Annotated in this window: 21 protein-coding genes and 1 pseudogene; 10 read left to right on the top strand and 12 right to left on the bottom strand. The window is 60.7% G+C overall.

The genetic code is table 11. The features are described 5' to 3' along the window. Positions 1-3: 3 nt before the first annotated feature. The 5 genes from gspK to gspG are packed head-to-tail and all read right to left on the bottom strand — an operon-like array spanning position 4 to position 2,890. Positions 4-897 carry a type II secretion system minor pseudopilin GspK gene (gene gspK, locus ACIY1O_RS01915; RefSeq protein ID WP_397473378.1) on the bottom strand — a complete coding sequence of 298 codons (894 nt, stop codon included), beginning with the start codon at positions 895-897 and terminating at the stop codon, positions 4-6. After that, positions 894-1,571 carry a PulJ/GspJ family protein gene (locus ACIY1O_RS01910; RefSeq protein ID WP_397473377.1) on the bottom strand — a complete coding sequence of 226 codons (678 nt, stop codon included), beginning with the start codon at positions 1,569-1,571 and terminating at the stop codon, positions 894-896. Before ACIY1O_RS01910 ends, gspK begins: the two co-directional genes overlap by 4 nt. Beyond that, on the bottom strand, positions 1,568-1,939 hold the full coding sequence (gene gspI / locus ACIY1O_RS01905) for a type II secretion system minor pseudopilin GspI (RefSeq protein WP_397473376.1): 372 nt from the start codon (positions 1,937-1,939) through the stop codon (positions 1,568-1,570). The genes ACIY1O_RS01910 and gspI overlap by 4 nt, the downstream gene beginning before the upstream one ends. Then, entirely contained in the window at positions 1,936-2,454 is a 519-nt protein-coding gene (gene gspH, locus ACIY1O_RS01900; RefSeq protein WP_397473375.1) for a type II secretion system minor pseudopilin GspH, read from the bottom strand. The genes gspI and gspH overlap by 4 nt, the downstream gene beginning before the upstream one ends. Continuing rightward, positions 2,426-2,890, bottom strand: coding sequence for a type II secretion system major pseudopilin GspG (gene gspG, locus ACIY1O_RS01895; protein WP_397473374.1), 465 nt, complete (start codon positions 2,888-2,890; stop codon positions 2,426-2,428). The genes gspH and gspG overlap by 29 nt, the downstream gene beginning before the upstream one ends. 305 nt (positions 2,891-3,195) lie before the next feature. Here gspG and ACIY1O_RS01890 point away from each other — a divergent pair, with 305 nt between their 5' ends. Further along, complete coding sequence (locus ACIY1O_RS01890) at positions 3,196-3,669, top strand: type II secretion system protein N (protein ID WP_397473373.1); 474 nt, start codon at positions 3,196-3,198, stop codon at positions 3,667-3,669. 67 nt (positions 3,670-3,736) lie between these two features. Here ACIY1O_RS01890 and ACIY1O_RS01885 read toward each other — a convergent pair whose 3' ends face one another. Beyond that, the gene (locus ACIY1O_RS01885) at positions 3,737-4,414 is read right to left on the bottom strand and encodes a prepilin peptidase (RefSeq protein WP_397473372.1); all 678 of its coding nucleotides are present in this window, start codon (positions 4,412-4,414) and stop codon (positions 3,737-3,739) included. A gap of 211 nt (positions 4,415-4,625) precedes the next feature. Here ACIY1O_RS01885 and ACIY1O_RS01880 point away from each other — a divergent pair, with 211 nt between their 5' ends. Continuing rightward, complete coding sequence (locus ACIY1O_RS01880) at positions 4,626-6,821, top strand: sulfatase-like hydrolase/transferase (RefSeq protein ID WP_397473371.1); 2,196 nt, start codon at positions 4,626-4,628, stop codon at positions 6,819-6,821. A 91-nt stretch (positions 6,822-6,912) separates the two neighbouring features. Here the strand turns inward: ACIY1O_RS01880 and ACIY1O_RS01875 are convergent, their stop codons facing one another. From ACIY1O_RS01875 to ACIY1O_RS01860, 4 genes are all read right to left on the bottom strand, one after another. Continuing rightward, a complete protein-coding gene (locus ACIY1O_RS01875; RefSeq protein WP_397473370.1) occupies positions 6,913-8,061 on the bottom strand; it encodes a formylglycine-generating enzyme family protein in 1,149 nt (382 codons plus the stop codon). A gap of 1 nt (position 8,062) precedes the next feature. Continuing rightward, entirely contained in the window at positions 8,063-10,231 is a 2,169-nt protein-coding gene (locus tag ACIY1O_RS01870) for a sulfatase-like hydrolase/transferase (RefSeq protein WP_397473369.1), read from the bottom strand. A gap of 120 nt (positions 10,232-10,351) precedes the next feature. Further along, positions 10,352-12,553, bottom strand: coding sequence for a sulfatase-like hydrolase/transferase (locus ACIY1O_RS01865; RefSeq protein ID WP_397473368.1), 2,202 nt, complete (start codon positions 12,551-12,553; stop codon positions 10,352-10,354). Positions 12,554-12,710: 157 nt separating this feature from the next. After that, positions 12,711-15,053: an FdhF/YdeP family oxidoreductase gene (locus ACIY1O_RS01860; protein ID WP_397473367.1), complete on the bottom strand. Its 2,343-nt coding sequence runs from the start codon at positions 15,051-15,053 to the stop codon at positions 12,711-12,713. A gap of 187 nt (positions 15,054-15,240) precedes the next feature. Here ACIY1O_RS01860 and ACIY1O_RS01855 point away from each other — a divergent pair. Continuing rightward, positions 15,241-15,636, top strand: a pseudogene (locus ACIY1O_RS01855) (CopD family protein); the annotation flags it as partial. 79 nt (positions 15,637-15,715) lie between these two features. Here ACIY1O_RS01855 and ACIY1O_RS01850 read toward each other — a convergent pair. Beyond that, entirely contained in the window at positions 15,716-16,195 is a 480-nt protein-coding gene (locus ACIY1O_RS01850) for a DUF2231 domain-containing protein (RefSeq protein ID WP_397473366.1), read from the bottom strand. Between the two features lie 115 nt (positions 16,196-16,310). On the opposite strand from ACIY1O_RS01850, the gene coxB reads away from it, so the two are divergent. The 5 genes from coxB (at position 16,311) to azu (ending at position 21,999) form a co-directional block, all read left to right on the top strand. After that, positions 16,311-16,976: a cytochrome c oxidase subunit II gene (gene coxB, locus ACIY1O_RS01845; RefSeq protein WP_397473365.1), complete on the top strand. Its 666-nt coding sequence runs from the start codon at positions 16,311-16,313 to the stop codon at positions 16,974-16,976. After that, positions 16,973-19,531: a cytochrome c oxidase subunit I gene (gene ctaD / locus ACIY1O_RS01840; RefSeq protein WP_397473364.1), complete on the top strand. Its 2,559-nt coding sequence runs from the start codon at positions 16,973-16,975 to the stop codon at positions 19,529-19,531. The genes coxB and ctaD overlap by 4 nt, the downstream gene beginning before the upstream one ends. Then, positions 19,528-19,917, top strand: a complete 390-nt coding sequence (locus ACIY1O_RS01835; RefSeq protein ID WP_397473363.1) for a hypothetical protein — start codon at positions 19,528-19,530, stop codon at positions 19,915-19,917. The genes ctaD and ACIY1O_RS01835 overlap by 4 nt, the downstream gene beginning before the upstream one ends. A gap of 228 nt (positions 19,918-20,145) precedes the next feature. Then, positions 20,146-21,318, top strand: coding sequence for an ABC transporter substrate-binding protein (locus ACIY1O_RS01830; protein WP_397473362.1), 1,173 nt, complete (start codon positions 20,146-20,148; stop codon positions 21,316-21,318). 231 nt (positions 21,319-21,549) lie between these two features. Then, a complete protein-coding gene (gene azu / locus ACIY1O_RS01825; protein WP_397473361.1) occupies positions 21,550-21,999 on the top strand; it encodes an azurin in 450 nt (149 codons plus the stop codon). Between the two features lie 7 nt (positions 22,000-22,006). On the opposite strand, the gene ACIY1O_RS01820 is transcribed toward azu, so the two are convergent. Beyond that, a complete protein-coding gene (locus ACIY1O_RS01820) occupies positions 22,007-22,558 on the bottom strand; it encodes an NADPH-dependent FMN reductase (protein ID WP_397473360.1) in 552 nt (183 codons plus the stop codon). A 296-nt stretch (positions 22,559-22,854) separates the two neighbouring features. On the opposite strand from ACIY1O_RS01820, the gene ACIY1O_RS01815 reads away from it, so the two are divergent. Next, positions 22,855-24,840, top strand: a complete 1,986-nt coding sequence (locus tag ACIY1O_RS01815) for an acetoacetate--CoA ligase (protein ID WP_397473359.1) — start codon at positions 22,855-22,857, stop codon at positions 24,838-24,840. Between the two features lies 1 nt (position 24,841). After that, positions 24,842-25,345, top strand: a complete 504-nt coding sequence (locus ACIY1O_RS01810; protein ID WP_397473358.1) for a MarR family winged helix-turn-helix transcriptional regulator — start codon at positions 24,842-24,844, stop codon at positions 25,343-25,345. The last annotated feature ends 7 nt before the right edge of the window (positions 25,346-25,352 follow it).

Below are 25,352 nucleotides of genomic sequence, written 5' to 3'. Positions count from 1 at the left end.
GTATTAGTAGGTCACCCAGCGGACCGATGCAAGGCCCTGGTTGGCGCGGTGCAGCAAGGCGCGCAGGCTCACCAGGGTAGCCCCTACGGTAACCTCGCCGGTTACGCGAAACCAATTGCTGTTTACGCTTATACGTTGCCCGGCATCCGGTTCCTTGATGCGCACGCGATTGATGAAGTCGCCGCGGTTGGTAAACCACATGCCCTTGTCGCGCTGCACCACCAGTTCGCGCGCGCCTGCCAAACCCAGTTCCTGGACGACTGCGCCCAACACTTCGGCGGACGCCGTGTTGGCATTGATGGTTGTGGCCACAGGCAAGACCGTCACGAAAGGCTGCAAGGTGTCGATGATACGCGCCGTAAAGCCGTCAAGCAGACGCAGGTCGTCGATGCCGCGCAGGCCCACCGCACGCGGGGGGCCGTTTTCGTTGTACTGGCTTTGGGCCACGCGTTGAGCCATCACTTTCGCAAGCTTGGGATCGATGTCCAGCCATCGCAGCAGGCTTTCAAGCGCCTCCAGTTCGCGCGGGTCGATGCGTCCCCTTTCAGCGAGGTTGCGCAGATTGAATTTGCTTTGCTCGTCCTCGACCTGGCCAGAAAAAAGAGCCCGGTCAGGGTCGTCGGCCGTACCGACCGGCAGTCCTAGGACGGGTTGGGCCCAGACGCCGTCCAGACGCGTGGTGGGGCTGTTGCGAGCGTCCATCAATAGAATCACGCGCGACCAGTCCAGCCCTCCTCTCAATAGCCACGAAGCTTGGATCCGGTCTCGCTCGGTGATGAGGATGTTGGCCATGAGCCCCTGGCGCTCGATCACCGCTGCGGCCAAGGCAGACGCTGCTACGACCACCAGCAACGCCGCAATAACGGCCATTCCGCGTTGACGATGCACTGGGCTCATGGCAACACCACCACTTTTCGATAAGGTTGGTCGGCGCCCAACCCTCGCTTGTACAGTGATACTTCCAGGCCGGTGGCGGCAGCGCCCCGCCCTGCCGCGCCGGATGGCGCGTTTGCGCCCGGCGCGGCTTGGTTTCCGTCTTCAGCATCGCGCTGAGGCTCGATCCACCCCTGGCCAGGCACCCACAACCTTATGCGCAGCGCGTCGATCTGATCCAGAACCACCACGCCGGTGTTCACGTCGGGCAAAGGCAATAAATATGATGGAGCGCCGGCGGCTCGCATCAAATTGCCTTCGTGCAGATACCAGTGCAACCGTTGCCATAGGCCGTCGCCCGCTGAGCGCACCAGGCTAAGCCCGCTTTGAGGGTTCCAGACGATTCCCGTCGGCATGCGCGCGACAGTGTCCGGATTGTCGCCGGCCATGGCGCCATCGGCGGCGGACGCCGGCTGGGGCAGCACGTCGGCGCCGGCGTGCAATAACAGATCGCGTTCGATCTGCCCCAAAGCGCGCACAAGCGCGAGGGCTTCTTCGCTGCGTTCGTCCAGGCGGTCTCCGGTTCGCTGCACGGCATCCAGGCCGCGCCATGAGATCAAGCTGACCAACGCCATCAGGGTCAACGCGACCAGGACTTCAATAAGGGTGAAGCCCTGCTGGGCCGCGACGCGTTTCATTGAACTCTGGACGAAATGCCGTCCAGCTCTGTTAGAACCGGCCCATCGCCCAGGCGCACGCGCACTGTCAGGCGACGAAAATCGGGGTTCGGGGTAGCCTGAACCACCTGTTCGCATTGGAAACCCAGCGGCCCCTGCGGACAAGGCTGAGTGCGTCGTCCTACTGCGGGAAATACAGCCTGAAGCCGGATTTCGGCCATGAAGTTCTGCGCCGCCTGCTGGGCGAGGCTGCGTTCTTGCATCGCGCGCACGCCTGTCGCACCTACGCCCAAGGCCCTGACGCAGGCGGCAAGCGCCACGCCCGCTATCGCGAGGGCCACCAATACTTCAATAAGAGTGAAGCCGTCCTGGCGTGCCCGGCTCGTCATTGCTCCACCACGAAACGCCCGTTGCCCAGGCGGGCAAGCGTCACTGTACGATCGCCCGAGGCCAGCTCCATTTTCATGGGGCCGGCGATCCAGTCAGCGCCGAAAATCAGTACTTCCCGAGGCTCGATGCGGACATCCACAGGCTTGTCGGTCGTCCATTCTCGCGGGCGCAGGATAGACCCGGCATCCAGAGCGGTGTCTTCCACGCGATGGCCGCGAGCCGCCAGCCGGGCGGGCAGGATCAGCTTGCGCGGCAACCTCGTGAAGCGATAACCGTCAACATCATGCTGCCATACGATGGATTGCCCGCTGGCTCGCGCCTCGACTTGGGCAGCGGTAAAAAGCTGCGCCAGCCGCAAGGCGTCCTGGCGCAGCGCCCGAGCTTCGTTATTGCCGAAGGCCGAGACGCTAGCCAGGGTGGTGGCGATGCCGATGATGACCAGGACGATCATCATCTCCAATAGGGTGAACCCTTGCTGTCGGCGATCAGCGGGTCCAGGAACCGATGTCGGCATCGACGCTCTCGCCTCCGGGTTGCCGGTCGGCGCCCAGCGAAAATACGTCGATTTCGCCATGCACCCCGGGGTTGAGATACTGATAAGGGGTATTCCAGGGATCGGTGGGAATGCGGTCCATATAGGCTGAACCTTTACCCTGCTCGCCTACCAATGCGTTCAAGCCTTGCTCATTGCTGGGGTAGCGTCCATGATCGAGGCGATAAAGCTTGAGCGCCTGCATGATGGCGCCAATGTCCTGCTTGGCCGCCACTACTCGTGCCTGGTCTGGGCGGTCCATGACATTTGGCACCACCAGTGCGGCCAGCACGCCCATGATGACCACGACAACCATAATCTCAATGAGCGAGAAGCCGCGCTGAAGCGCCGCGTGCCGTGAAGGCTTTGCAGAGAAGGAGCGCAGGCCGAACCTCAAGGATAGGAATTTACTTGTCATTGCAAAGAAAAATAAAACAATCGGGCGCTGGGTAAGAATGCGACCGAATAAGAATGAATTGGATACAACCAGGGTCGAATGCATCCTACTCGCCGTCAAACTCCATAGTCAATGTTATTTAACATTTATAGTTGGTCAGAATGATGAAAGGCGGGATGATTCTTGATAAGAGCCTCGAGCCTGCAGGTAGCGCGCCGAACGAGCACAGCCATGGTGACATCATTCATCGGCCCATATCGGGAACAGCGCACGCGAAACGGCAATTATTGCTGCGTGCCAAGCTTTTTTAAGGCATTATCTGTCGCATGTTTCCACGCGTAATTTCCTTATCGGCCTCGTTAGGTGCTCGAGGCCCCTTCCTGCTCCAGGCCGCAGCCATGGTTGCGCTGGCGGCGGGCATTGGTTTGTGGAGCGCGTTGCTTCTGGCGCCCCGCCCCGCCCCTGCACCGCCGGCCTTGGCCTCCGGCCCGGCGCCGGGTCAAGACCTCACGCCGGTGTCCAACTGGTTCGGTGGCGGCAGTGCACGGTTGCGGGTTGCGGTGGTGGGCCTGATTGCCTCGGGACAACAAGGCGCGGCGCTGCTGTCGATCAACGGCGGCCCCGCCCAGGCCTATCGCGTGGGCCAGACGCTGGCTCAGGGCGTGACGCTGTCGGCGGTGCTGCCCAACGGCGTCTCCATCGACCAGGACGGCATCGTTGAAGATATCACCATGCCCAGCCAGCCCATGCCGCCCCAAGGGTTCGTGCCCGTCGATCCCGCTGGTCTCACGGCTTCATGACGGCCCTGCCAGCGGGCATCATAAATATTTCAACAAGGGTCGGCCCCGGCTGAAAGAGAACAGGGCTTTATAGCCGCAGCAAGGCAGCGATGCCGACCACCGCCAGGTAAGGGCCGAAGCTGAATGCCTCGCCCGCTTGCATGCGGCCGGCCAGGCGGCGAACCAGGGCGATGGCCAGGGCCAGCAAAGAAGCGATCAATAGAATCCATGGCAGCGGCATCCAGCCCAGCCAGGCTGCGAGCGCCGCGAGCAGCTTGAAGTCGCCATTGCCCATGCCTTGGCGGCCCGTCAGCAGCAGGAAGGCGCCGCTGATCAGCCAGAACGACATGTAGCCGGCCGCCGCGCCGACGACAGCGTCGGCCAGGGGCGTGAATGTACCGCCCACATTCACCAGCAAGCCCAGCCAGAGCAGGGGCAGGGTCAGCGCATCGGGCAGGAAGCCGGTTTCGGCGTCGATCCAGGCCAGGGCCAGCAGAATCACGACATAGACGGTGGCCGCCACGGCTGCCGGTGTCGCACCGAAACGCCAGGCGCACGCCACGGCCAGCAGCGGGGCCGCGATCCAGAAGCCCAGGCGATAACGCCGATGAAGAGGTGTGATCTCAATGGGAATAGCGGGGTCCAAAGACCGGGGCAGCCGATAGGCGATGCGGCCAAGCGGCATGCACAGCGCCAGGGCAAAGGCCGCCATGGCGGCCAGCCAAAGCGCCGGTTCGATATTCCAGGGCGCCCACATGGATATCATGCTGGCCTCGCTTTGTTTAAATTTCTCATGACGGCGTAAAAAAAGTCTGTTACGATTTTTTCATCAACATACAATAGTTTAGTTTTAACGCGGCACCGATCCGCATCGAAACATGGCTTTGGCCCTGCATAACAAAAGCGCAGAAGAATGTAATTGCTTGCAATAAGAGCTGCCAGGGGCACCCGGACCAGGCCGCAAACAGGAGAATACCTTGTATAGAAGAGTTCCGGCTGTGCTTGCGGCGACTTTGTCCGCCCTCTTCCTGGCTTCCTGCGGCAGCGGCGGAAACGATGTGGCGTCGAACGATAAACAACCCCCCAATATTTTGTTCGTGGTGTTGGACGATCTTGGGGTGGATCAGCTATCTGCCTTCGGCTACGGCGGAGTGATTCAAGAAGGCATACCCAAAACTTCCACCATCAATGCAGTCGCCCAGGCCGGCGTTACGTTTCGCAATGCCTGGTCAATGCCGACTTGCACGACCACCCGCGCCACCTTCTTCAATGGCCGCTATCCCTTTCGCTCGAACATAAAAAACGCCGTCGTCTCCACCGACCTGGCCAATTCGCAGTTGTCGCCATTCGAGATCACCACGCCCAAGCTGCTAAAAGAAAAGGGGTACGTCAACGCCCTGATCGGCAAAATGCACCTGGTCGGATCCGACCGCAACCCTGACAACAACCCCTTGGGAAACGGCGCCATGCGCGAGCTGGGTTGGGATTATTTCGCCGGTTACCTGGACGGCGCGCCCTACCCCATCGACACGACCGCCGGCGGCGCCAACCACGCTAACAACGCCCATTACGGATGTGGTTTTGTACCCACCCTGGCGGCCGATCCGACTCATGGCGCCGACACCGGCGCTTGCTACCAGCCCAGTGGTGAATGCACCGACATATCTACCCAGGAAGAGAGCATTCCCGGCCTGGCCTGCGTGGCGGGCGGCGGCTTGTTCGACCCGGGCCAGTCGTGCCACGCCTCGGCGCCCAGCTACCTGGATTTCACCGAACAAAATGGTTATTACACCAGCGAGCTTGTCATCAACCATGCGGACGGCACGGTTCAGGTGTTCCCCCCGGAACACGCTCGGGGTCGCGGCTACCGCACTATCATGGAAACCGACCTGGCTGTCGACTGGATCACGCAGCAGCCTTCCGATAAGCCTTGGATGGCCAGCGTAGGGTATTCGGCCATCCATACGCCCTTGCAGCCGCCGCCTGTTTCATTGCTGCCCGACGCCGCTGCCCAGATCGACGCCTATACGTGTACAAACGATGCCGAGAACGAGGGCTCGTTGCTGGCGCAGCGCGAGCTGACCACCCACATGATTGAAGCGCTGGATACGGAAATCGGGCGCCTGATGGTCGAAACCGGCCTTGCCAAGTATCGCGCAGACGGCGCGCTTGATTACCGGCCACAAGAGACCAACACCGTGGTTGTCATAATGGCCGACAACGGCACATACGGCCCTAGCGTCAAATTCCCCTTCAGCCTGACGCGAGCCAAAGGTTCGCCCTACCAGACCGGGGTCTGGGTGCCGTTGGTAGTGGCCGGCCCCATGGTCAAAGAGCCCGGCCGTGAAGTGCCCCACATGGTCAATTCCGCCGATATGTACGCCTTGTTCAGCGAAGTGGCCGGCATCGATCTTGCGCAGGCCTTGCCCGAAACGCGGCAGGTCGACGCTCAGCCGGTGCTCGCCTACCTTACTGAACCATCTCAAACAAGCATCCGCAGCACCAATTACACCGAAATGGGCACCAATATCGCGTCGGTCAAAGCCGACCCCCCTTCACCTTGCGTGATTCCGGCGTTCAATATGTGCGTTCAGATCTTTCCACAAGCGGGGGTATGCGCAGACCAGAGCGGCGTCTGGTATGGCCCAGGTGGCGTCGCGGGCGCCGAAGGCTTGGAATCATGCTGTGCCGTCAATGAGTACCTTGTCAACCAAGGCGATGACCCCGTCGATCTCTTGCCCAACTCCCAACGAGCCGTGCGCAATGAATCCTTCAAATTGGTGCAGCTCGAACGCCTGAACTGCGCCAGCAACGAAGTCGAATCCAGCGAAGAGTTCTATGCCATTAATCAGAACGTCCCATTGCCGCTTCTGGACCGCGAGAATCTGGACTTGCTGCAGCCGCCTCATCACATGACGCCTGAAATGCAGCAAAACTATCAGGCGCTGACAACCGAAATGGATACCCTGCTTGCCAGCCATATCGATTGCCCCGGCGACGGCAACCTCGACCTGGTGGTCGACGAGCAAGATGTCGAAAACTGGAAGTATTTCAGCACCCATAACGGCGGCCATTCAAGCTGGTACGACTTCAACCACGACGGCCTGACGAACGAGGCCGACCTGGCCATCATCAACCAGAACATGCGCAGAGATTGCCGGCCGGCTTCTTAGGCTCGCCCGCTCTCGGGCTCATTCCTTAAGGCATCTTCAGCTGAAACAAAAAACGCCGATCCAGCGATCGGCGTTTTTCATTGAAGCGGTTTCAAGGTGTCTTGGCTGTATGCGTCGCCACCTGCGCCGCCGTGGGCGCCGGTGCGTCCTTTACCAAGCGGAATCCAACATGCGACATGGGGCTGTAGGGATCAGAGCCGCGCCGCGCGCTTGGCCGGTACGACAGGCAATAGCTTTCGTTGCACAGGAAAGACCCTCCGCGTATCACCCGCTTGGGCGCGTTGGCGGGCGCGCCGGGGTCTGAGGGGTCGAATGATTTTTCGGGGCCCTTGGGGTTGTCGATGGTCTTTTTGGCGGTGGCCTGCTTGGCGAAATAATCGGCGCCGTACCAGTCGGCCACCCATTGCCAGGCGTTGCCGGTCATGTCGTACAAGCCGTAGCCATTCGGTAGAAAGGTGCGGGCCGGTACGGTGCCCTCGGCGCCGCCCGCCTTGGGGCTGACGACCGGAAACGTGCCTTGCTGTTCGGTATCCCAATAGTTTGCCATTTGCCGGCCGTCGGGCATAAGTTCGTCACCCCATATAAAGGTGGCCTGCTCGAGCCCGCCGCGCGCGGCATATTCCCACTCGGCCTCGGTGGGCAGGCGTTTGCCGGCCCATTTGGCATAAGCCAGCGCGTCGTCGTAGCTGACCTGCACGACGGGGTGATCGCCCTTGTCTTCGATGGAGCTGCCCGGCCCTTGGGGATGACGCCAGTCGGCGCCGGGCACGTAGCGCCACCATTGCGAATAATCCCGCAGATCGACGGGCCCATTGGTGCCCGCGAATACCATGGCGCCCGGCACCAGGACGTCGTCGGGCGGTTTGGGAATGCCAGGCGGCAATTGAACGCGTATGGTTTCCCAATCAGGCTTTTGCTCAGCGGTTGTTACATAGCCGGTCTGGCGCACGAATTCAGCAAACTCGTCGTTGGTGACGTGGGCGACGTCCATCCAGAACCCCCCTACCCTGACTGAATGAGCGGGTTTTTCGTTGAGCTGGGCCAACTTGCTTTCGCTTCCCATTTGAAACGTGCCGGGCGGTACCCAGGCCATGCCTTCAGGAGCAGAGACGCCGTCGCCCAGGACGACGATGGGTTCGGCCGGCGCCTTTGGCGCAGGGGAATTCCAGGCCAGCGCCGCCGCCACTGCGGCGGCGCCGACCGTTGCGCCGCCCAGCACCAACCATCTTCTTCGTGACATCTTAGTAAAGCGCATAGGTTTTTTCGCAGGTTTTGCCAAGGTTGTTCTGGATGACAGTGCCGTCGGCAGCATTGGTCACGCCGTCGCGCACGTCGTCGATGATGGCGTCATAGACGCTGGATTTGCCCCATTCGTTGGCGATGCGCGCCCAGTTTTCCAGGTCGTTGCCGTCGACGACGCCGTCGATGTTGCCGTCGCCGGGACAATGCGGGTCAGAGGCCAACATACGTTCAAGCTTTTGTTTCAGGTCTTTGTAGATGGCCTCTATTTCGGGGCTTGAGGGCGGCAACAGATTCCGATCTTTTGTGTCCAGCAACGGCACAGGCGCGGCCTGGTCGATTTCGAATAACTCATCGACTGTTTCGGTTCGAATACTGTCGTTATCCGAGTCATATAGCTGGCTCGTATTGCGTACCAGCTTGTGGTTGACGTTTCGTATCGCCACCGAAGTTTCGGCAAGAATATTCAACAGCGGCTCGCCCTTTACATGCAGCGCCTGGTTGACTTCGGCGCAGCTTCCGTATCCCGCGCCGCCGTTATCGATCACGCTGTGGTCATCGTACCCGGGGCCCCACCATACGCCTTGTGTATCCTGACAGATCTCTTTGTTCATCGGAATCTGCGTGCACGTGGTTCCTTCGACGACGCAAGGGCTGTTCTTGACGCCATTAGCCTGTTCATTGAGGTTGGCCATGGCAAAGTTGATGCTGCGCAAGCTGGGCTGCCGGGGGTCGCCCAGGTAAGGCAGGATGCCCACGGAATCCAGCGTGCGAGGCACTTCCTGGTGCACGTCGATGCCGGCCAGTTCGCCGAAAAACTGGAACAGATCGACGACGTTGACCATGTGGTCGATTTCTCGTCCAGGTTCGACCACTTGCGGCCCGGCGACGATCAGCGGGTCCCATACGCCTGTCTGGTAGGCGGTGCCCTTGGCCTGGCCGCTGACGAAAGGTTTTTTGACCGCCGAAGCCAGCGTGCCGTTATCGCCCACGATGACGATGACGGTGTTGCTTGCCTTGGGATCGTAGTTCAGGCTGCCGTCGCGGTTGCGGGTGGCCATGCCGGTTTCGACCAGCAGCCGGCCAAACTCGCTGTCCAGGGCTTCGGTCATGCGATTCTGTATCCGGCGGCCGTGTGCTGTTTCGCTGCAGTCCAGCGTGTCCAGGGCCGGTTTCCCGCCTGGAAGCATGCTTTGGGGCGGCTGTTGCCAGGGCGTGTGGGCCGAACTGAAGCTAAGCGTGGCCATCCACGGCTTTTGCGCCGGGCGGGAATTGATCCATTCGATGGCGGCGTTGGTTTCGATGCGGGCGCGGAAACCGCGCGAGCGGCTGTCGTCGAGCGGTACGTCCTCGACCTGGCCTGCCTCGATAATCACCAAGGGCGATACGTAATGCGCATTGGTCTGCTTGAAGTTCAGGCCTGTGGGCGCTGTGTCGCTGCATTGAGCGTTCGGCACGAAAATTCCGCCGGAATCGAGGCACTGCAGGCCGGCCGCGTCGTGGTCTAGCGACTCTCGCTCGATGTACGCGCAGCTAAGATCAGGCTGGTAGCAGGCGCCCGCATCGGCCCCGCCCGCAGCACGGCTGCCGGGAACGAAACCGCACATATGCACGCCTTCCGAAGCCACACCTCCGGCCGAGGTGTCGATGGATTCTGGCAAGCCCTCGATCCAGCCGTAGAAGCGGTCCCAGCCCAGCACGGCCGGCATGGTGTTTGTCTGCTCGATGTTGTCGGGCCCCGCCAGGTGAAACTTGCCGAACAGGCCGTTTTCATAGCCGCGCTGCTTAAGCAATTGCGGGATGGCGGTTTCGTAAGGAGAAAGCTGGGCATTGGCCAGGTCGTTCTCGCCAATGGCCTGGTAGATGTGGGTTCGAAATGGATAGCGTCCCACGAAAAAGCCCGCGCGTGCCGGTGAGCACTCGGGCATGGACCAGGTATTGCGAAAGCGCAGCCCCGCTTCCGCCACCATGTCGATGTTGGGCATGTGCGGAGGATCGTCGCCGCCATAACCAAAGGCCTTCATCTGGTCTATGCCGACGTCGTCCATGATGACGAAGAGGATGTTGGGGGTTCCTGACGCCGTATCGTCGGAGCTTCCCCCGCTGCTGCATGCGGCAAGCGCCAGTGCGCAGCAGGTGGCGGCAAGCAAGGTGGTCGCGGTCTTGTTCAATGTTGCGTCCTTAGGTGTTCGCCCCGTTGAATCAAGAAGCCACTAACAATTAATGCGGAACCGCGCCGAAGCAAAAGGAGCGGCAGGCCCGCCGGGGCGGGCGGGCCTTGAGGGTGGGCATCAATAGATGCTGTAGGTGCGTTCGCAGGTCGTGTTCAGTTTGGCCAGGATGACCGCTTCGTCAAGGTGGTTGGTCTTGCCGTCGCGATGTTCGCCGGTGACGAAATCGTAGACGCTGGATTCGCCCCAGGCGTGAGCGATGCGCCGCCATTGCGTCAGGTCTTCAGCGTCGACGACGCCATCCATATTGCCGTCGCCCGGGCACTCGGGGTTGGAGGCCAGCATGTCGTCCAGCATGACGCGCAGGTAGTTGTAGGCTTCTTGCGACTCTGCATCCTTCGCTTTTCCAGGCCCCACCAGGAGGCTCTCGCCTTCACGGTCGAGTTTGGGGACAGGCTTGGCCTGGTCGATTACGAATAGTTCTTCAACCGTTTCCGTCACGAAGTCTTTGGTAGCGGGGTCGTAGTCCCTGCTGCTGTTGCGTACCAGCTTGTAAGTGTCGTCGCGGATGGCCACGGAGGACTCGGGCACCAGCCCGTACATCGTCCCGTGCGTCTCGAACATGGCCTTGTTTACATCAGCGCAGGTTTCATAGCCGGCTCCGGGGGGATTGGTGGGTATCACCCCCTCGCCCTCGTTGTAGTCTTTGCCCCACCACACACCCAGGTTGTCTTCGCAGACGCTCTTGGATGTGGGGATAACCGTGCATGCGGACTCGGCCAGGATGCAAGGACCGTTTCTTCCGCCGTCAGCCTGTATGTTCATGCCGCCCATGGTGAAGTTGATGGTGCGCAGGCTGCCCTGCCCCGGGTCCTTCAGGTAAGGCAGGATGCCCACCGAATCGACGGTGCGCGGCACCTCTTTATGAACGTCGATGCCGGCCAGTTCGCCGAAGAACTGGAACACGTCGACCATGTTGACCATATGGTCGACTTCGCGGTCGGGCTGCACCACTTGCGGCCCGGCGATGATCAGCGGATCCCAGACGCCGGTCTGGTAGGCCGAACCCTTGGAGCGCGTGAAATCGAAAGGCAGCTTGACCGCCGTGGCCAGCGAACCATTGTCGCCGACGATGACGATGACGGTGTTCGAGGCGCTGGGGTCGTAATTGAGGCTGCCGTCAGCGTTGTACGACGCAAGGCCGGTTTCTACCAGCAGGCGGCCGAATTCAGTATCCAGGGCCTCGGTCATGCGGTCTTGAATGACACGCACGCCAACTCCATCTGTGCAGCTAAGATGATCCAGCGGCCCCACATGGCCCGCAAGAAGGTTTCGGGGCGGCTGCTGCCATGGCGTGTGTACGGCGCTGTAGCTGACCGTGGCCATCCAGGGCTTGTTCGCCGGCCGCGAATTGATCCATTCGACGGCGGCATCGGTTTCGATGGTGGTGCGATAGCCGCGTGCGCGTTCATCGGTAAGCGGCACTTCTTCGACGTCGCCGTTGTTGATGATGACCAGCGGCGACACATAGTAGCCATTGAGCTTGTCGAAGGTGAGATTCGTCGGCATTGTGCCGCAGGTTTGTTCACCAGGGACCAAGACGCCTCCTGACGCAAGGCATTGCAATCCGGCCGGGTCTTGATCCGGCGACGTGCGCTCCATTACCTGGCAAGCGCCATCAGGCTGGTAGCAAGCGCCTTTTTGCGCTCCTATGTTTTCCCCAGGAGGAAGGTTGACCCCCGGCACGAAGCCGCACATATATGGCCCGCTTGCGTCGACGCCACCAGCCGTGCTGTCGATTGAACCAGGTAAACCGCCCACCCAGCCATAGAAATGATCCCATCCCAATACGGCGGGCGTGGCGTTCTCGGCCTCGTTATTCTCGGGGCCGGCCAGGTGGAACTTGCCGAACATGGCGCTTTCGTAGCCGGCCTGCTTAAGCAGCTTGGGCGTGGTGGCGTCGTAGGGAGACAATTGTGAATTGGCCAGATCCAGAGGGCCGATGGCCTGATGGATGCCGGTGCGATGTGGGTAGCGGCCAGTGAAGAAGGCGGCGCGGCCCGGAGAGCACTCGGGCATGGACCATGTATTGCGAAAGCGCACGCCCGCATGGGCGACGGCGTCGATATTGGGCAGGTCGGGGCCGACGGCGCCGCCATAGCCGAAGACCTTCATCTGGTCGATGCCGACATCGTCCATGATGACGAACAGAATGTTGGGGCCTTGCGCGGTGTCGTCGCCCGATCCTCCTCCGCTTCCACAACCGGCAAGCACGAACGCGGCCAAGCCGGCCGCCATGAGGGCTGGAACTGTATTCTTCAAGATTGTCTCCAGTGCGTGGCGGCTTCGCGGCACAACTTACAAGTCGCCGTTCGAGTTGCCGCCGATCGTAACAGAATTTAGGCCATTTGCCCTATAAGTTTTTTTGTCGACCTGTATGCTGCAACGCAACGAAACGCACTGGACGGATTTCGTATGTTTATAGACTCTCGGTGTGATGCGACACTTGCACAGGGATGGACTTTGCGGCAGGCACCCGACTTATTTCAGCATGGTGCCAGACCGGAAGCAATACATTGCATTCCGGGTAATAAGCGGCGCAACACCCCTGCGGAATGTCGTAGGGAACGACCTTCAACCCGGCCACGCGCCGTTCCACGTTCTCTTCCAACGCAGTGTGCAGGGTAATGCGGTCACCCTCGGCCAAGCCCAGCCGCTGCATGTCGGCCTCGTTCATGAACACGATCTGCCGGGTACCTGAGACGCCACGGAACCGGTCCTCGTAACCGTAGATGGTGGTATTGAATTGATCGTTGCTACGCAGCGTCATGAGCTGCATGACGTCTTCATCGTCGAGCCGCTCGCGTCGCAAGGCCGTCAAGTCGGCAGGTGCTGCGAACTGGGCCTTGCCGGTGTCGGTATGCCAAATGCGTTCACGCGGAGCGTTCGTCAGAGGAAAGCCGCCGGGCTCCCATAATCGTTCATTGAAGCGCGAAAATCGTTGCGGATAAGTTGCTTCGATGGCGTCTCGAACCTGGGAATAATCCTGCGACCATTCAATCCACGGCACGCTGGCCCTTTCAAGCCTGGGGGTGGCCAGGGCAATGCCGGCAATGACGGCGGGCTCGGACATCTGGCGCAGGTCGGCCGGCGGCTTGCGTCCGAGCGAACCATGCACGCAAGCCGTACTGTCTTCTACGGATACCGCCTGTGCCACGTTGAGCTGCTCGTCTACTTCCGTGCGGCCCAGGCAAGGCAGCAGATACGACGCCTTGCCAGGATACAAATGACTGCGATTGAGGGTTGTGGTGATATGAACCGTGAGGTCGAGCGACGACCACGCGCCCTCGAGCGCTTCGGTATCCGGCGCGGCTCGCACGAAGTTGCCGCCCAAGGCCACGAAGCCACGCACACTACCGTCCATTACGCCCTCGCACGTGCCGATTGTGTCCCGCCCCTTCTTGCGCGGAGCTTCGAAGGCATAGAGCTCCTCGAGCCGGTCCAGCGGAGCCAGTTCGGGTTTTTCCGTGATGCCTACACTGCGTTGGCCCTGCACATTCGAGTGGCCTCGGACCGGACAGAGGCCGGCGCCGGGCTTGCCGATATTGCCTCGCATCAGGGCTAGATTCACCAACATGCGCACGTTGTCCACGCCGCGCAAGTGCTGGGTAAGCCCCATGCCGTACACCAGCAACACCCCGTCGGCTGCTTCGTAGATGCGAGCGGCGTCCTCAAGCGCGGTGCGTGTCAAGCCACTGTGCCGTTCGATGTCGGGCCATGGCGCGTCGCGTAAATACTGGGCGAAGCCTTCGAAACCAGAGGTATGGCGGTCAATGAAGTCCATGTCCAGAATGGATGCGGCTGAAGCGTCGCCCGATTGGGCCTCATGGCGTTCAAGCAGTGCTTTGCAGATTCCCGCCACAGCGGCAATGTCACCGCCAAGTCGTACTTGGTGATAGTGTGAACTGACTGGTGTGCTTTCGGCGCCCAGCATCTGACTGGGACGTTGCGGATTGCGAAAGCGTTCCAACCCCCTTTCGCGAAGCGGGTTGAACGTGACGATGGGAACGCCCCGCTCGCTTGCCGCCTGAAGCTCGTGCAGCATTCGAGGGCTGTTGCTTCCGACATTCTGGCCGAAAAAGAAGATGGCCTCAGTCTGGCGAAAGTCCTCTAGACGTACAGTGCCCACGCCAAGCCCGATGGCGTCTTTTAAGCCGACGGACGTCGACTCGTGACACATGTTGGAGCTGTCCGGCAGGTTGTTCGTTCCATAGGTGCGCGCTAGCAACTGGTACATGTAGGCGGCCTCCAGCGAGGCGCGCCCCGAGGTATAGAAAACCACCGAGTCGGGCTCCATGCTGTCCAATTGAGCCCCGATTTCGGCGAAGGCCTGATCCCACGGAATGGGCTGGTAGCAGCCGGAGTCTTCATCCCATGCCATGGGTTCCACAAGGCGGCCCTTGTTTTCAAGCTGGTGATCGTTCCAGCGGCGCAGCTCTGATACTGGATGGTCGGCGAAAAACGAGGCGTCTATCTTGTGAGAAGTGGCCTCCCACGCCGTCGCTTTGGCGCCATTCTCGCAAAACTCAAAAGTGTGCGGATCGGCCGGCTTGGCCCACGCACAGCTTACGCATGCGACTCCGCCCGGCTTGTTCTGTCTGGGCAGAATCGTGGCCATCGCAGTAGCGGCGCCAGTTCTTGCAAAGATGTCGGCCAGGGCGCGCACAGAACCCCACCCCCCTGAAGAGCCTTCGTACGGGCTGGATTTTTCATGATGCACGCCGGCATAGGGGCCGGAGTCCCGATCAAGTTTTTTAGTCATAGTATTTACCCCGTCGAACGAGCTGTGGCATCAGCAATATCTATGCCCTTGCCGTGCAGCGAATGTGTCGATGCCTTTCGCCCTTAGAGCGCCCGCACTGAGCAGATTATGGTGGTGAGCCGGATGGGCATGCTGCTTGCTGCTCCAGCCTTCGAGTGATGAAACGCGGGGATCGAATGGAGGAAGAATGGCCTGGGTGAAGGGGTTGCACATCATTTCGATCGTTTGTTGGAGCGCCTCTTTGATCTACCTGCCAATTCTTATGGCAGAACATAACCCGCGCCTATCCAACCCCGAGTACTTGCGCCTGCACGGCATGGTCCGCAACCTATATATCTGGATCGCCTCCCCTTTCGCCATTGTGGCTATCGTGAGCGGGACCGCGCTGATTCCGATGCGCGAGGTGACCGCGCCCTGGTTCGCGGTAAAACTGCTTTTTGTGGCGATACTGGCCATTATTCATGCTCGCTGCGGCGTCATCCTGGCCAAGCAAAGTCACACAGCGGAGCGCGCCAACGCCTTGTCGCGTGTGATGCGCATCGCCCTGCCGGTGTTGCTGTTCCCCTGCGTGCTGTGGCTGGTGTTGGCCAAGCCGCGCCTGCCCTATTTTTCAGATGCTAGTCCGGCGCCAATTTTGGAGCCTCGCCAGAGCCAAAGCGGCTTCAAGCCTCTTTTACCCCCACCCGCTCTTCAAACACCAGCTTTCCGCCCAGCCATCCCGCAATCGAGACCAGCAGGAAGCCAAGAAAGGACAGGCCCAGCCCCCACGGAAACATGGCGGCAACCGGATCGGACAGTCTCATGAACCAGTTCAGGAACGCGACCGACAACAGCATCACCGCCACCACGAAATGGCTCCAGGCGGCCGCCCTGCGTCGTATGGAACCGATGATGAGCAGTTCGGCCGCTCCGATCAGGCCTGCGACCACGCCCATGAACGCCCCGCCACCCAGCAGCCAAAGGGATAAGCGAGCCCAGAATGCGTCGGCCGTCATCAGGAAGATCAGGTCCGTGGCCAACGCCGTTATCAAGAAAGCGATTGGGAAAGGCACGACCATGGGGTGCAAGGGATGGCTGCCAAGGGCCATCGCCGTATGCGGGTTTTCCGACTTGCGCCGCAAGAATGCTTTCATGGCTTTCATGGATATGGTCCTTTTGCCCCGGAACCATAGACGCCAGCAAGCCGCGTACCTTGCAAGCGAGCAACAACCGGGACGGCAAGGTAAGCGGCTTCGCGATTGGAAGTCGGCGCTCATCATGCCGGCGGCATTTCTGGCGGGATGCGATAGCGCTCCGCTATCCACTTTGGATCCGGCCAGTGCTCAGGCCCAGCACATCGCCAACATTTGGTATGTCATGGCCTGGGGCAGCCTATCAGTACTGCTGATGATGCTGGCCTTGGTGTTTTTCGCTCTTCGCGCGCGGTCGGAAAGCCGTCCGGGCCGGCGCCCCTTGTGGCTGTTGCTCGGCGGCGGCGTGCTGTTTCCGCTGAGCGTGATGTCGGCGCTGCTGGCCTACGCCTATCTTGCCATGCCCGGACAGGGCGAGACGCAATACCGCGTCCAGGTGACGGCCAGCCAATGGCAGTGGGAAGTCAGTTACCCCGATGCGCCCGGCGGCGCGCGTTACTCGGTGAATGTGCTGCATGTACCGGCGGGTGCGCCCGTGTCCATTGAACTGACCGCGTCCGACGTCATACATGGCTTCTGGGTTCCCCGGCTGGGTGGCAAGATGGACGCGATACCCGGACGCACGAACCGGGTCGTGTACACCGCCGGCCAGGCGGGCGTTTATCACGGCCAGTGCGCCGAATACTGCGGCATCGGGCATGCCGCCATGCATTTTCAAGTCGTGGCGCATGAAGAGGCGCGGCTTGCCCAGGTGCTTGCCTCGCTGCCCCTCCATCGCCAAGGAGCGCCATGAACGACTCCCCCGGCCCCTCGAACGGCAAGGCGCGCGGTTCTCTAAATGAAGCGCCCGGCTCAGCGAAGGGCGTCGCCCAGAGCGGGCGGGCCGATCCCGCCGCCCTGCATCGCGCCCTGGACGGCGTCTGGCGTTCCCCGCCGGGCTGGCGCGGCTGGTCGGCGGTGAACCATACGGCCATGGGCAAGCGCTTCATGCTGGCCGCGCTTTGCTTCTTCCTAATCGGCGGCGTGCTGGCCATGCTGATACGGGCCCAGCTTGCCACCTCGCACAGCGGTTTCCTGGACAGCGAGCTGTACAGCCAGATCTTCACCATGCATGGCACGGTGATGATGTTCCTGTTCGCCATACCCATGCTTGAAGGCTTTGCCTTCTATCTGTTGCCCAAGATGCTGGGCTCGCGCGACTTGGCTTTTCCCAGGCTGGGCGCCTATGCCTGGTGGTGCTATCTATTCGGCGGCTTGATTCTGATGGCGGGCATGGCGCTGGGGCTTGCGCCCTCCAGCGGCTGGTTCATGTATACGCCGCTGGCCGGCAACCAGTACACACCGGGCATCAACAGCGACATATGGCTGATAGGCATCACGTTCGCGGAGATCTCGGCGTTGTGCGGGGCGGTTGAATTGATCGCCACCATTCTGAAGATGCGGGCGCCGGGCATGAGCCTCGCGCGCATGCCCATCTTCGCGTGGTATATGCTGATCACGGCCGGCATGATCCTGGTGGGGTTTCCGCCGCTGATCCTGGGCAGCATCCTGCTTGAACTTGAGCGCGCCTTCGGCCTGCCCTTTTTTACCGTCGAACTGGGTGGGGACAACCTGCTCTGGCAACATCTGTTCTGGATGTTCGGCCATCCCGAGGTCTACATCATTTTTCTTCCGGCCGCGGGCATGGTCTCAACCTTGATTCCCACTTTCGCACGCCATCCTCTGGTGGGCCACACATGGGTGGTGAACGCGATCGTGGCCATGGGCTTTCTCAGCTTCGGGCTGTGGGTACATCACATGTACGCCGTGGGTATTCCGCAACTGAGCCTTGCGCTTTTCTCCGCCGCGAGCATGCTGGTGGCCATACCCACGGCCATACAGTTTTTTTCCTGGATCGCCACGCTATGGTCGGGCAAAGTGCGCTTCGGCCTGCCCATGCTGTACCTGGGCGGGTTTCTCGTGATCTTCGTGCTGGGCGGCCTGACGGGCGTCATGGTGGCATTGATACCGTTCAATGTGCAGGTGCACGACACCCATTTCGTCGTCGCCCACATGCATTACGTGCTGATCGGCGGCGCAGTCTTTCCGCTGATGGCGGCCGCCTACTATTGGATGCCGCACCTGACCGGACGCATGCCATCGGCCCGGCTTGGGTCGACGGCGTTCTGGCTGGTATTCGTTGGCTTCAACCTTACCTTTCTGCCCATGCACCTGACCGGCCTGCTCGGCATGCCGCGACGCATCTTCGCATATGGCCAAGACTCGGGCTGGGACACGCTCAATCTGCTAAGCAGCATGGGCGGCTTCATTCAGGCCATAGGCTTCGGCATATTTCTGATCGACCTGGTGCTGCATGCCCGCAAAGGCGATCCCGCGCGCCACAACCCATGGCAGGCCGGCACCTTGGAATGGGCCATGCCCATGCCGCCGCCCTCGTACAATTTTGCAAGCATCCCCGACATACCGGGACGCTATCCCTTGTGGGAGAGGCCCACGCTGGGCGGCGAGATCGAGGGGGGCCGCATGTGGCTGGCGGCATGTCCGCCGCCCACCCGCCAAACACTCAGCATCGAGGTGATCACCGGCGAGCCGCGCAGCGTCATCCATTTGCCCGGCCCCACCTGGATGCCCTTGTATTGCGGTATCGCAACAGGCGTGTTTTTCCTTGCGCTGCTTTTTAAAACCTATGTAATCGCTTTGGCCGCCGTCGCAGCGACGGTGCTGCTCTTTGCCGCATGGATTTGGCAGTTGGCGCCCAAGGGCAATCCGCCGCGTGTTGCGGCCGGTACGGGGGTGGACCTGCCCGGCCACTGGGCGGCCAGGGGTTCGCCTGGCTGGTGGGGAATGGCGTGCGCGCTGGCCGCCAACACCGCCCTGCTGAGTTCTCTGATATTTGGCTGCCTGTTCCTGAGCCTGTATGCGCCCAACTGGCCGCCGCCGCGCCGGCTGGATCCAGATCCCTGGGTCTGGGTCATGCTGGGTGTGCCGCTGGCCGGGCTGCTTGTCGCCGCTTTGGCCACGCCAGCAAGGGGGCGCGGCATCGCGCCACAGGCGGCCGGCGTGCTTTGTGCGGCAGTGGCCCTGGCGGCGGTCGGCGTGCTGATTCACTGGCTTGAAGCGCCGACCGGGCATGCGTATTCGGCTCTGATGCTGGTCGTTCTGGTGTATATCGGCCTGCATCTGGCCGTCGCACTGCTGATGGCGCTGTACGCTTTGTGCCGGCGTGCCCTGCATGCCGAGGCGGTATGTCTGGAAGAGTTGCGGGTGCAGGCCCTGTGGACCGGCTACACAAGCTTGAGCGGCCTGGGCTTGCTGGTCTTGATGCTTGGTTTGCGAGGTTCGGCATGAACGGCCCCCTTCGGCCCGGCCGAAATGATGGCGCTTCATGGCCGGTGCCCGGCGTGTGGCGCGCCATCGCCGGTTTCATTGTGTGGGCGGTCGCCTTCACCGTCCTGTATGTGGGCCACGCCCTGGCTTGCCTCTCTGTTCCATCCGAAATGCGGGCGTCGACTGTTAGCCTGGCGCTGGGCGTACTGTGGGCGGCGCACCTGCTGGCGTGCGCGGCGCTGGCATGGCGCAGCGGCGGCCAGTGGCGGAGGCTGCGGCACGGACACGGCGAAGGCCTCCATGGCCGCTTCATGTGGCGTACCACTTTTCTGATCGACGTCTCGGCGCTTGGCGCGGTGTTCGTCACCGGCCTGCCGCTGCTGGTGTTTCCGGCCTGCGCGCCTTAAGGTCTCGTTCCATTAGCTTGCGCTCGTCGCAATCGGCGCGTTCGCGGCTCCAACAGCTTCTTGCGGCACGGCCGATACCGTAATGGGGATGGTTAACCCGAAGATGTAACCAGAAATCTTGACCCTGGTTTTTTAACGGCGTAGAGTCGCTGCTGGCGCCTGGAGAACAGATCCGGGCGAGCGCCATAATTCAATAACAGTGCCTTAAGTTGCAAATCAGGAGTAAGCATGAATAAAAAGTTGACGCTCGCGGCGGCTATCGCCGCCGGTTCGATGGCGGTCTTTGCCATGCCGGCGCAGGCCGACATCAATGTGGGCATATCGCTTTCCACAACGGGCCCGGCCGCCGCGCTTGGCATCCCCGAAAAAAACACCGTGCCCTTGCTGCCTGACACCATCGAGGGTGAAAAAGTCAACTACATCGTTCTTGACGACGCCACCGACGCCACCCAGGCGGGCCGCAATGCACGCAAGCTGGTCGCCGAAGACAAGGTCGATATCCTGCTGGGCTCGTCCTCCACCCCGCCCAGCGCGGCCATGGCCGAGATCGCCAACGAATCCAAGACCCCGCAGATTACCGTCGCGCCGGTCGAGCTGCCTGAAGACAAGAACAAATGGGTGTTCCGTGCGCCGCAGCATTACGATGTAATGGCCGACGGCCTGATCTCCCACATGAAAGCTACCGGAGTCAAGACGCTGGGCTTCATCGGCTATACCGACGCCTATGGCGAAAGCTGGCTCACCGCCATGAAAAAAGCCACCGAAGCCGCGGGCATCAAGCTTACCGCCGTGGAGCGCTTCAACCGCACAGACACCAGCGTAACCGGCCAGGCAGTCAAGATCGTGTCCCTCAAGCCCGATGCGGTGCTGGTGGTTGCCTCTGGCACGCCTTCGGTCTTGCCGCAGGTCACCTTGCAAGACCGCGGCTTCAAGGGCCAAATCTACCAAACGCACGGTACGGCAACCAAAGAGTTCATGCGCGTGGGCGGCAAGGCTGTCGAAGGCACCATCATGCCGGTTGGTCCGGTTGTCGTGGCCGATCAGCTTCCCGACAGCAACCCGTCCAAAAAACTGGGCCTCGACTATACCGAGCGCTACGAAGCCAAGTACGGCGAGGGCTCTCTTTCGGCCTTTGGCGCACAGTTCTACGACGCCTTCCTGCTGTTCCAAAACGCCGTGCCTGAAGCGCTCAAGGCGGGCAAGCCCGGCACTCCAGAATTCCGCGCCGGCCTTCGCGACGCCATCGAGAACGCCAAAGAAGTGGTCGCAACCCACGGCATCTACAACATGACGCCAACCGATCACTTCGGCATGGACGAGCGTGGCCGCGTTCTCATCACTGTCAAGGATGGCGACTGGTCCCTCATCGACATGGATGCATTGACGAATAAAAAGCAATAAGCCGATTCAGCGGCATGGCGCGCCGTGACGGCGCGTTTATCCAAGGACTTGTATATGTCCTTGCCTGGCCCGCCTCTTTTGAGGCGGGCTTTTTACATTCTGTTTGATCAGGGTCAACCCGGATATCCGTGCTCAAGGTTAGAATGGGTACACAAGATACGGCGCGGCCCCTCCGGAATTGTCGGAAGGGCCGCGTTGTCACGAATTTTTTACTGCTAAACGGAGCCAGATATGTTCGCCAAATTCGCCCTAGCCGCTGTTTTGTCCGCCGCCGCGCTTCCCGCCATGGCCGCAAATTGCGAAACCGTCATCGAAGGCAACGATGCAATGCAGTTCAACGTAAAAGAAATCACCGTGGATAAATCGTGCGAAAAATACACGGTTCATCTCAAGCACGTGGGCAAGCTGCCCGTGGCCGCCATGGGCCACAACTGGGTCCTGACCACCCAGGCCGACATGCAGGCCGCCGCCACCGACGGCATGGCCGCCGGCGCCGCCAATGACTACCTCAAGCCCGACGACGAGCGCATTATTGCCCACACCGACCTGATAGGCGGAGGCGAAGAAGCTTCCGTCACTTTCGACGTCAGCAAGCTCAGCGCCGGCGAAGATTACGCCTACTTCTGCTCCTTCCCCGGCCACTGGGCAATCATGAAGGGCACCCTCAAGCTCAGCAGCTAATTCCCCTTCAAGCGAATCTCGCCACCCAGGCGGCGTAGCGATGCAGCCAGTCTTGCATAAAGACATGTACCGACTCTTCGTTTACGCCGCCTATGTTATTGAACGTTCCCTCTTTAACCAGCACATAGGCTTCCGGTTGGGCCAGCGTCGGCATATCCAATGACGCCAAGACATTGCGCAGATCGCGCTGTGACAGCGCCGTAGCCATGGACCCCGGGCTCGCCCCCATCACTCCTGCAGGCTTTCCCGCCCAGACACTATCGTCAAAGGGCCGAGACCCATGGTCGATGGCGTTCTTCAAGACCCCTGGTATCGAACGGTTGTATTCCGGCGTGACGAAAATCACCCCGTCTGCTTCCCGCACTTGGCGTTTCATCCGCCTTACGGGCTCTGCCTGGTTTTCATCGTGATCCTGGTTGTACAAAGGCAGATCATCGATGCGCACTCGCTGAAATTCGAACCGGCCTGAACCCGCTGCAATGAGGGCTTCGGCCAACTGCCGGTTGTAGGAATCCCTACGCAAACTGCCGACCAATATTGCGACGCGATACGCTTTCATGACTTCGCCTGGTAATCGAAATGGCTGTATCTTCCTAGCAAGCACCACGCCCGGCGACAGGAAGCTTATCCACAAAGTCTGTGCATAAGTATGCGTATAAGTCACGGTCATGACATCAAACTGCAATATATGCCGTGCTTTGAGGTTCAATGGACAAAAGAAGCACAGTTTGTAACTGATGGACCATGAGTCGCCTTCGTCTTATGGTTTTCCCCAGGCCTATCCTCATGTGCCTGCAGAATTACTTATGTATCATAAGCATTTATTCCAGTTTCTTTACATCAAGAGGTCCAGGCATGGCCATCGAGCAAGGCGAAGTCCTTTGGCGCCCCACCGCGCAACAGATCAACGAGACACGGCTGGCGGCGTTCATCGAGTACATGAAGCAAGAGCACGGAAAACACTTCGATGACTACGCCTCGCTCTGGCAATGGTCGGTCGACGAGCTCGAGCAGTTTTGGAGCGCAGTCTGGCGCTTTTTCGATGTGCAGGCCGATGGCGATCCCACAGAGGTGTTGGCTGATGCAAGCATGCCCGGAGCCAAGTGGTTTCCAGACGTGAAGCTCAACTATGCCGAACACGTTTTTCGCAACGCAGACCCCTCCCGCCCTGCACTGCTGGCCCGCGCAGAAGACGCGCCGCCGCGCGAGGTGTCATGGAAAGATCTACAAGAACAAACGGGTGCGCTGGCGGCTCGCTTGCGGCAGTTGGGGGTAGGCCCCGGAGACCGGGTCGTATCCTATATGCCCAATCTTCCCGAAACCGTGGTGGCTTTTCTGGCCTGCGCCAGCCTGGGAGCCATTTGGTCCAGTTGCTCTCCGGAGATGGGCGTATCGGTGGTGGTCGATCGTTTCCAGCAGATCGAGCCCAAGGTCATGTTTGCCGTTGACAGCTATCGCTACAACGGCAAATTGCACGACCGCTCCGCCGTGGTATCCGAACTGCTGGACAAACTGCCGTCTATCGACCATGTCATCCACGTGCCTGGTCCGGCTTCCAACGACGCGCCGTCCTGGAAAAATCGCCTTTCATGGACTGAAGCGCTATCTCGGCAGGCGCCGCTGGAGTTCACGCGTCTGCCTTTCGATCACCCGCTTTGGATTGTCTATTCTTCGGGCACCACGGGCATGCCCAAGGCCATGGTGCACGGACATGGCGGCATCGTGCTCACCCACCTCAAGACCATGCAGCTGCAGCACGACGTGCGCGCGGGCGACCGATTCATGTTCCTGGGCAGCACCGGATGGATTGTCTGGAACCTGATGGTGGGCGGTCTTTTATCGGGCGCCACGGTGGTGCTGTACGACGGCAATCCGGCTTACCCGGATACGCAATCGCTGTGGCGTTTCATTGACGAGCAAGGCATTACCCATTTCGGCTGCGGCGCCGCATTCTTGATCCAATGCAAGAAAGATGAACTGAACCCCGGCGCTCAAGCGAATTTCCAAGCCTTGCGCAGTATCAACTCCACCGGCTCACCGCTGCCGCTGGACGCTTACCAATGGGTCTACGACCACGTCAAGCGCGATCTGTGGCTGGCGTCCATCAGCGGCGGTACCGACATTGCGTCGGGCTTCGTGGCCTGCGCCCCCTGCCTGCCCGTCACGGCCGGCGAAATTCAATGCGCCGAGCTGGGCGTGGCCGCATACGCGTTCAATGACGACGGAGAAGCCGTCATCAACGAAGTCGGCGAGCTTGTCATTACCAAGCCCATGCCTTCGATGCCGCTTTGTTTCTGGAACGACGCCGGCAATCAGCGCTATCTTGAAAGCTATTTCGAAACCTTCCCGGGTTACTGGCGACATGGCGACTGGATTGAGTTCAGCCAACGCGGCACGGCGGTAATTTATGGTCGTTCCGACACGACCATCAACCGCCATGGCATACGCATGGGCACGGCCGAAATTTATCGCGTCGTCGAAGAGCTGTCCGAGGTGCGTGACAGCATGGTGGTCGATCTTGAATATCTGGGCCGCCCTTCTTACATGCCGCTGTTCGTGGTGCTGGCCGAGGGCGTCGAACTGGACGATGCGTTGGCGGCGCGCATCAAAGAGCAAATCCGGACCAAGGCGTCAGCCCGCCATGTGCCTAATGACGTCCACGCTGTAACGCAGATTCCCCGCACACTTAGCGGAAAGAAGATGGAACTGCCCGTGCGCAAGCTGCTGCTGGGTACCAGCGTCGACAAGGTCGCCAGCCCCGATGCCATGTCCAATCCCGACAGCATGGCCTGGTTTGTCAATTTCGCGCAACGGCTCAACGCGGCGCCGGCGGAGTCTTGAATTGACATCGGGTCGCCGGACGGCCGTCGCTTCGGCCGCTCCACATCAGAATAATCCAGCCGACGACGATAACCAAGGCGCCCTGCTTCCATCGCTGATGCACCGCCTTCTGGGCTATCATTGCCGGCGGGCGTTCCTGAAGGTCGAACCATTTTCCGACCAGAGGATGGCGTCTTTTTCCTTGCGGCCCGCCGACTTCGCCGTGTTGAGCCTTTTATTGGCCAACGCCGGCCTTAGCCAAAAAGAGGTGGCCCAGGGCATCGGCGTGGCGCCGCCCAATCTGGCTCCTGTTTTGGAAAGGCTTGAGGCCCGGGGCTTGCTTGTTCGCCAGCGCAGCGACCGCGATGGGCGCAAGCAACGCTTTTCTCTGACGGACGCCGGCCTGACACTTTGTCGAAGCGCAGAGAAAGAAGCTCTGCGTATAGAAGATGAGGCCGCCAGCGTCCTTTCAGATAGTGAACGCGATACCTTGCTGCGCCTTTTACGCAAACTGTACGAAACCTAGTGGAACA

The sequence above is a fragment of the Pusillimonas sp. genome (assembly GCF_044464525.1).
Classification (GTDB): Bacteria; Pseudomonadota; Gammaproteobacteria; order Burkholderiales; family Burkholderiaceae_B; genus Pusillimonas.
The sequence above is the reverse complement of the archived record's forward strand: the minus strand, read 5'-3'. Positions and strand labels throughout refer to the sequence as shown.

Bases quoted from the DNA above. Each gene is read 5' to 3' on its own strand.
- gspK (WP_397473378.1), bottom strand. From the start codon at position 897: ATGAGCCCAGTGCATCGTCAACGCGGAATGGCCGTTATTGCGGCGTTG.
- ACIY1O_RS01910 (WP_397473377.1), bottom strand. From the start codon at position 1,571: ATGAAACGCGTCGCGGCCCAGCAGGGCTTCACCCTTATTGAAGTCCTG.
- gspI (WP_397473376.1), bottom strand. From the start codon at position 1,939: ATGACGAGCCGGGCACGCCAGGACGGCTTCACTCTTATTGAAGTATTG.
- gspH (WP_397473375.1), bottom strand. From the start codon at position 2,454: ATGCCGACATCGGTTCCTGGACCCGCTGATCGCCGACAGCAAGGGTTC.
- gspG (WP_397473374.1), bottom strand. From the start codon at position 2,890: ATGACAAGTAAATTCCTATCCTTGAGGTTCGGCCTGCGCTCCTTCTCT.
- ACIY1O_RS01890 (WP_397473373.1), top strand. From the start codon at position 3,196: ATGTTTCCACGCGTAATTTCCTTATCGGCCTCGTTAGGTGCTCGAGGC.
- ACIY1O_RS01885 (WP_397473372.1), bottom strand. From the start codon at position 4,414: ATGATATCCATGTGGGCGCCCTGGAATATCGAACCGGCGCTTTGGCTG.
- ACIY1O_RS01875 (WP_397473370.1), bottom strand. From the start codon at position 8,061: ATGTCACGAAGAAGATGGTTGGTGCTGGGCGGCGCAACGGTCGGCGCC.
- ACIY1O_RS01860 (WP_397473367.1), bottom strand. From the start codon at position 15,053: ATGACTAAAAAACTTGATCGGGACTCCGGCCCCTATGCCGGCGTGCAT.
- ACIY1O_RS01850 (WP_397473366.1), bottom strand. From the start codon at position 16,195: ATGAAAGCCATGAAAGCATTCTTGCGGCGCAAGTCGGAAAACCCGCAT.
- coxB (WP_397473365.1), top strand. From the start codon at position 16,311: ATGCCGGCGGCATTTCTGGCGGGATGCGATAGCGCTCCGCTATCCACT.
- ctaD (WP_397473364.1), top strand. From the start codon at position 16,973: ATGAACGACTCCCCCGGCCCCTCGAACGGCAAGGCGCGCGGTTCTCTA.
- ACIY1O_RS01835 (WP_397473363.1), top strand. From the start codon at position 19,528: ATGAACGGCCCCCTTCGGCCCGGCCGAAATGATGGCGCTTCATGGCCG.
- ACIY1O_RS01830 (WP_397473362.1), top strand. From the start codon at position 20,146: ATGAATAAAAAGTTGACGCTCGCGGCGGCTATCGCCGCCGGTTCGATG.
- azu (WP_397473361.1), top strand. From the start codon at position 21,550: ATGTTCGCCAAATTCGCCCTAGCCGCTGTTTTGTCCGCCGCCGCGCTT.
- ACIY1O_RS01820 (WP_397473360.1), bottom strand. From the start codon at position 22,558: ATGAAAGCGTATCGCGTCGCAATATTGGTCGGCAGTTTGCGTAGGGAT.
- ACIY1O_RS01815 (WP_397473359.1), top strand. From the start codon at position 22,855: ATGGCCATCGAGCAAGGCGAAGTCCTTTGGCGCCCCACCGCGCAACAG.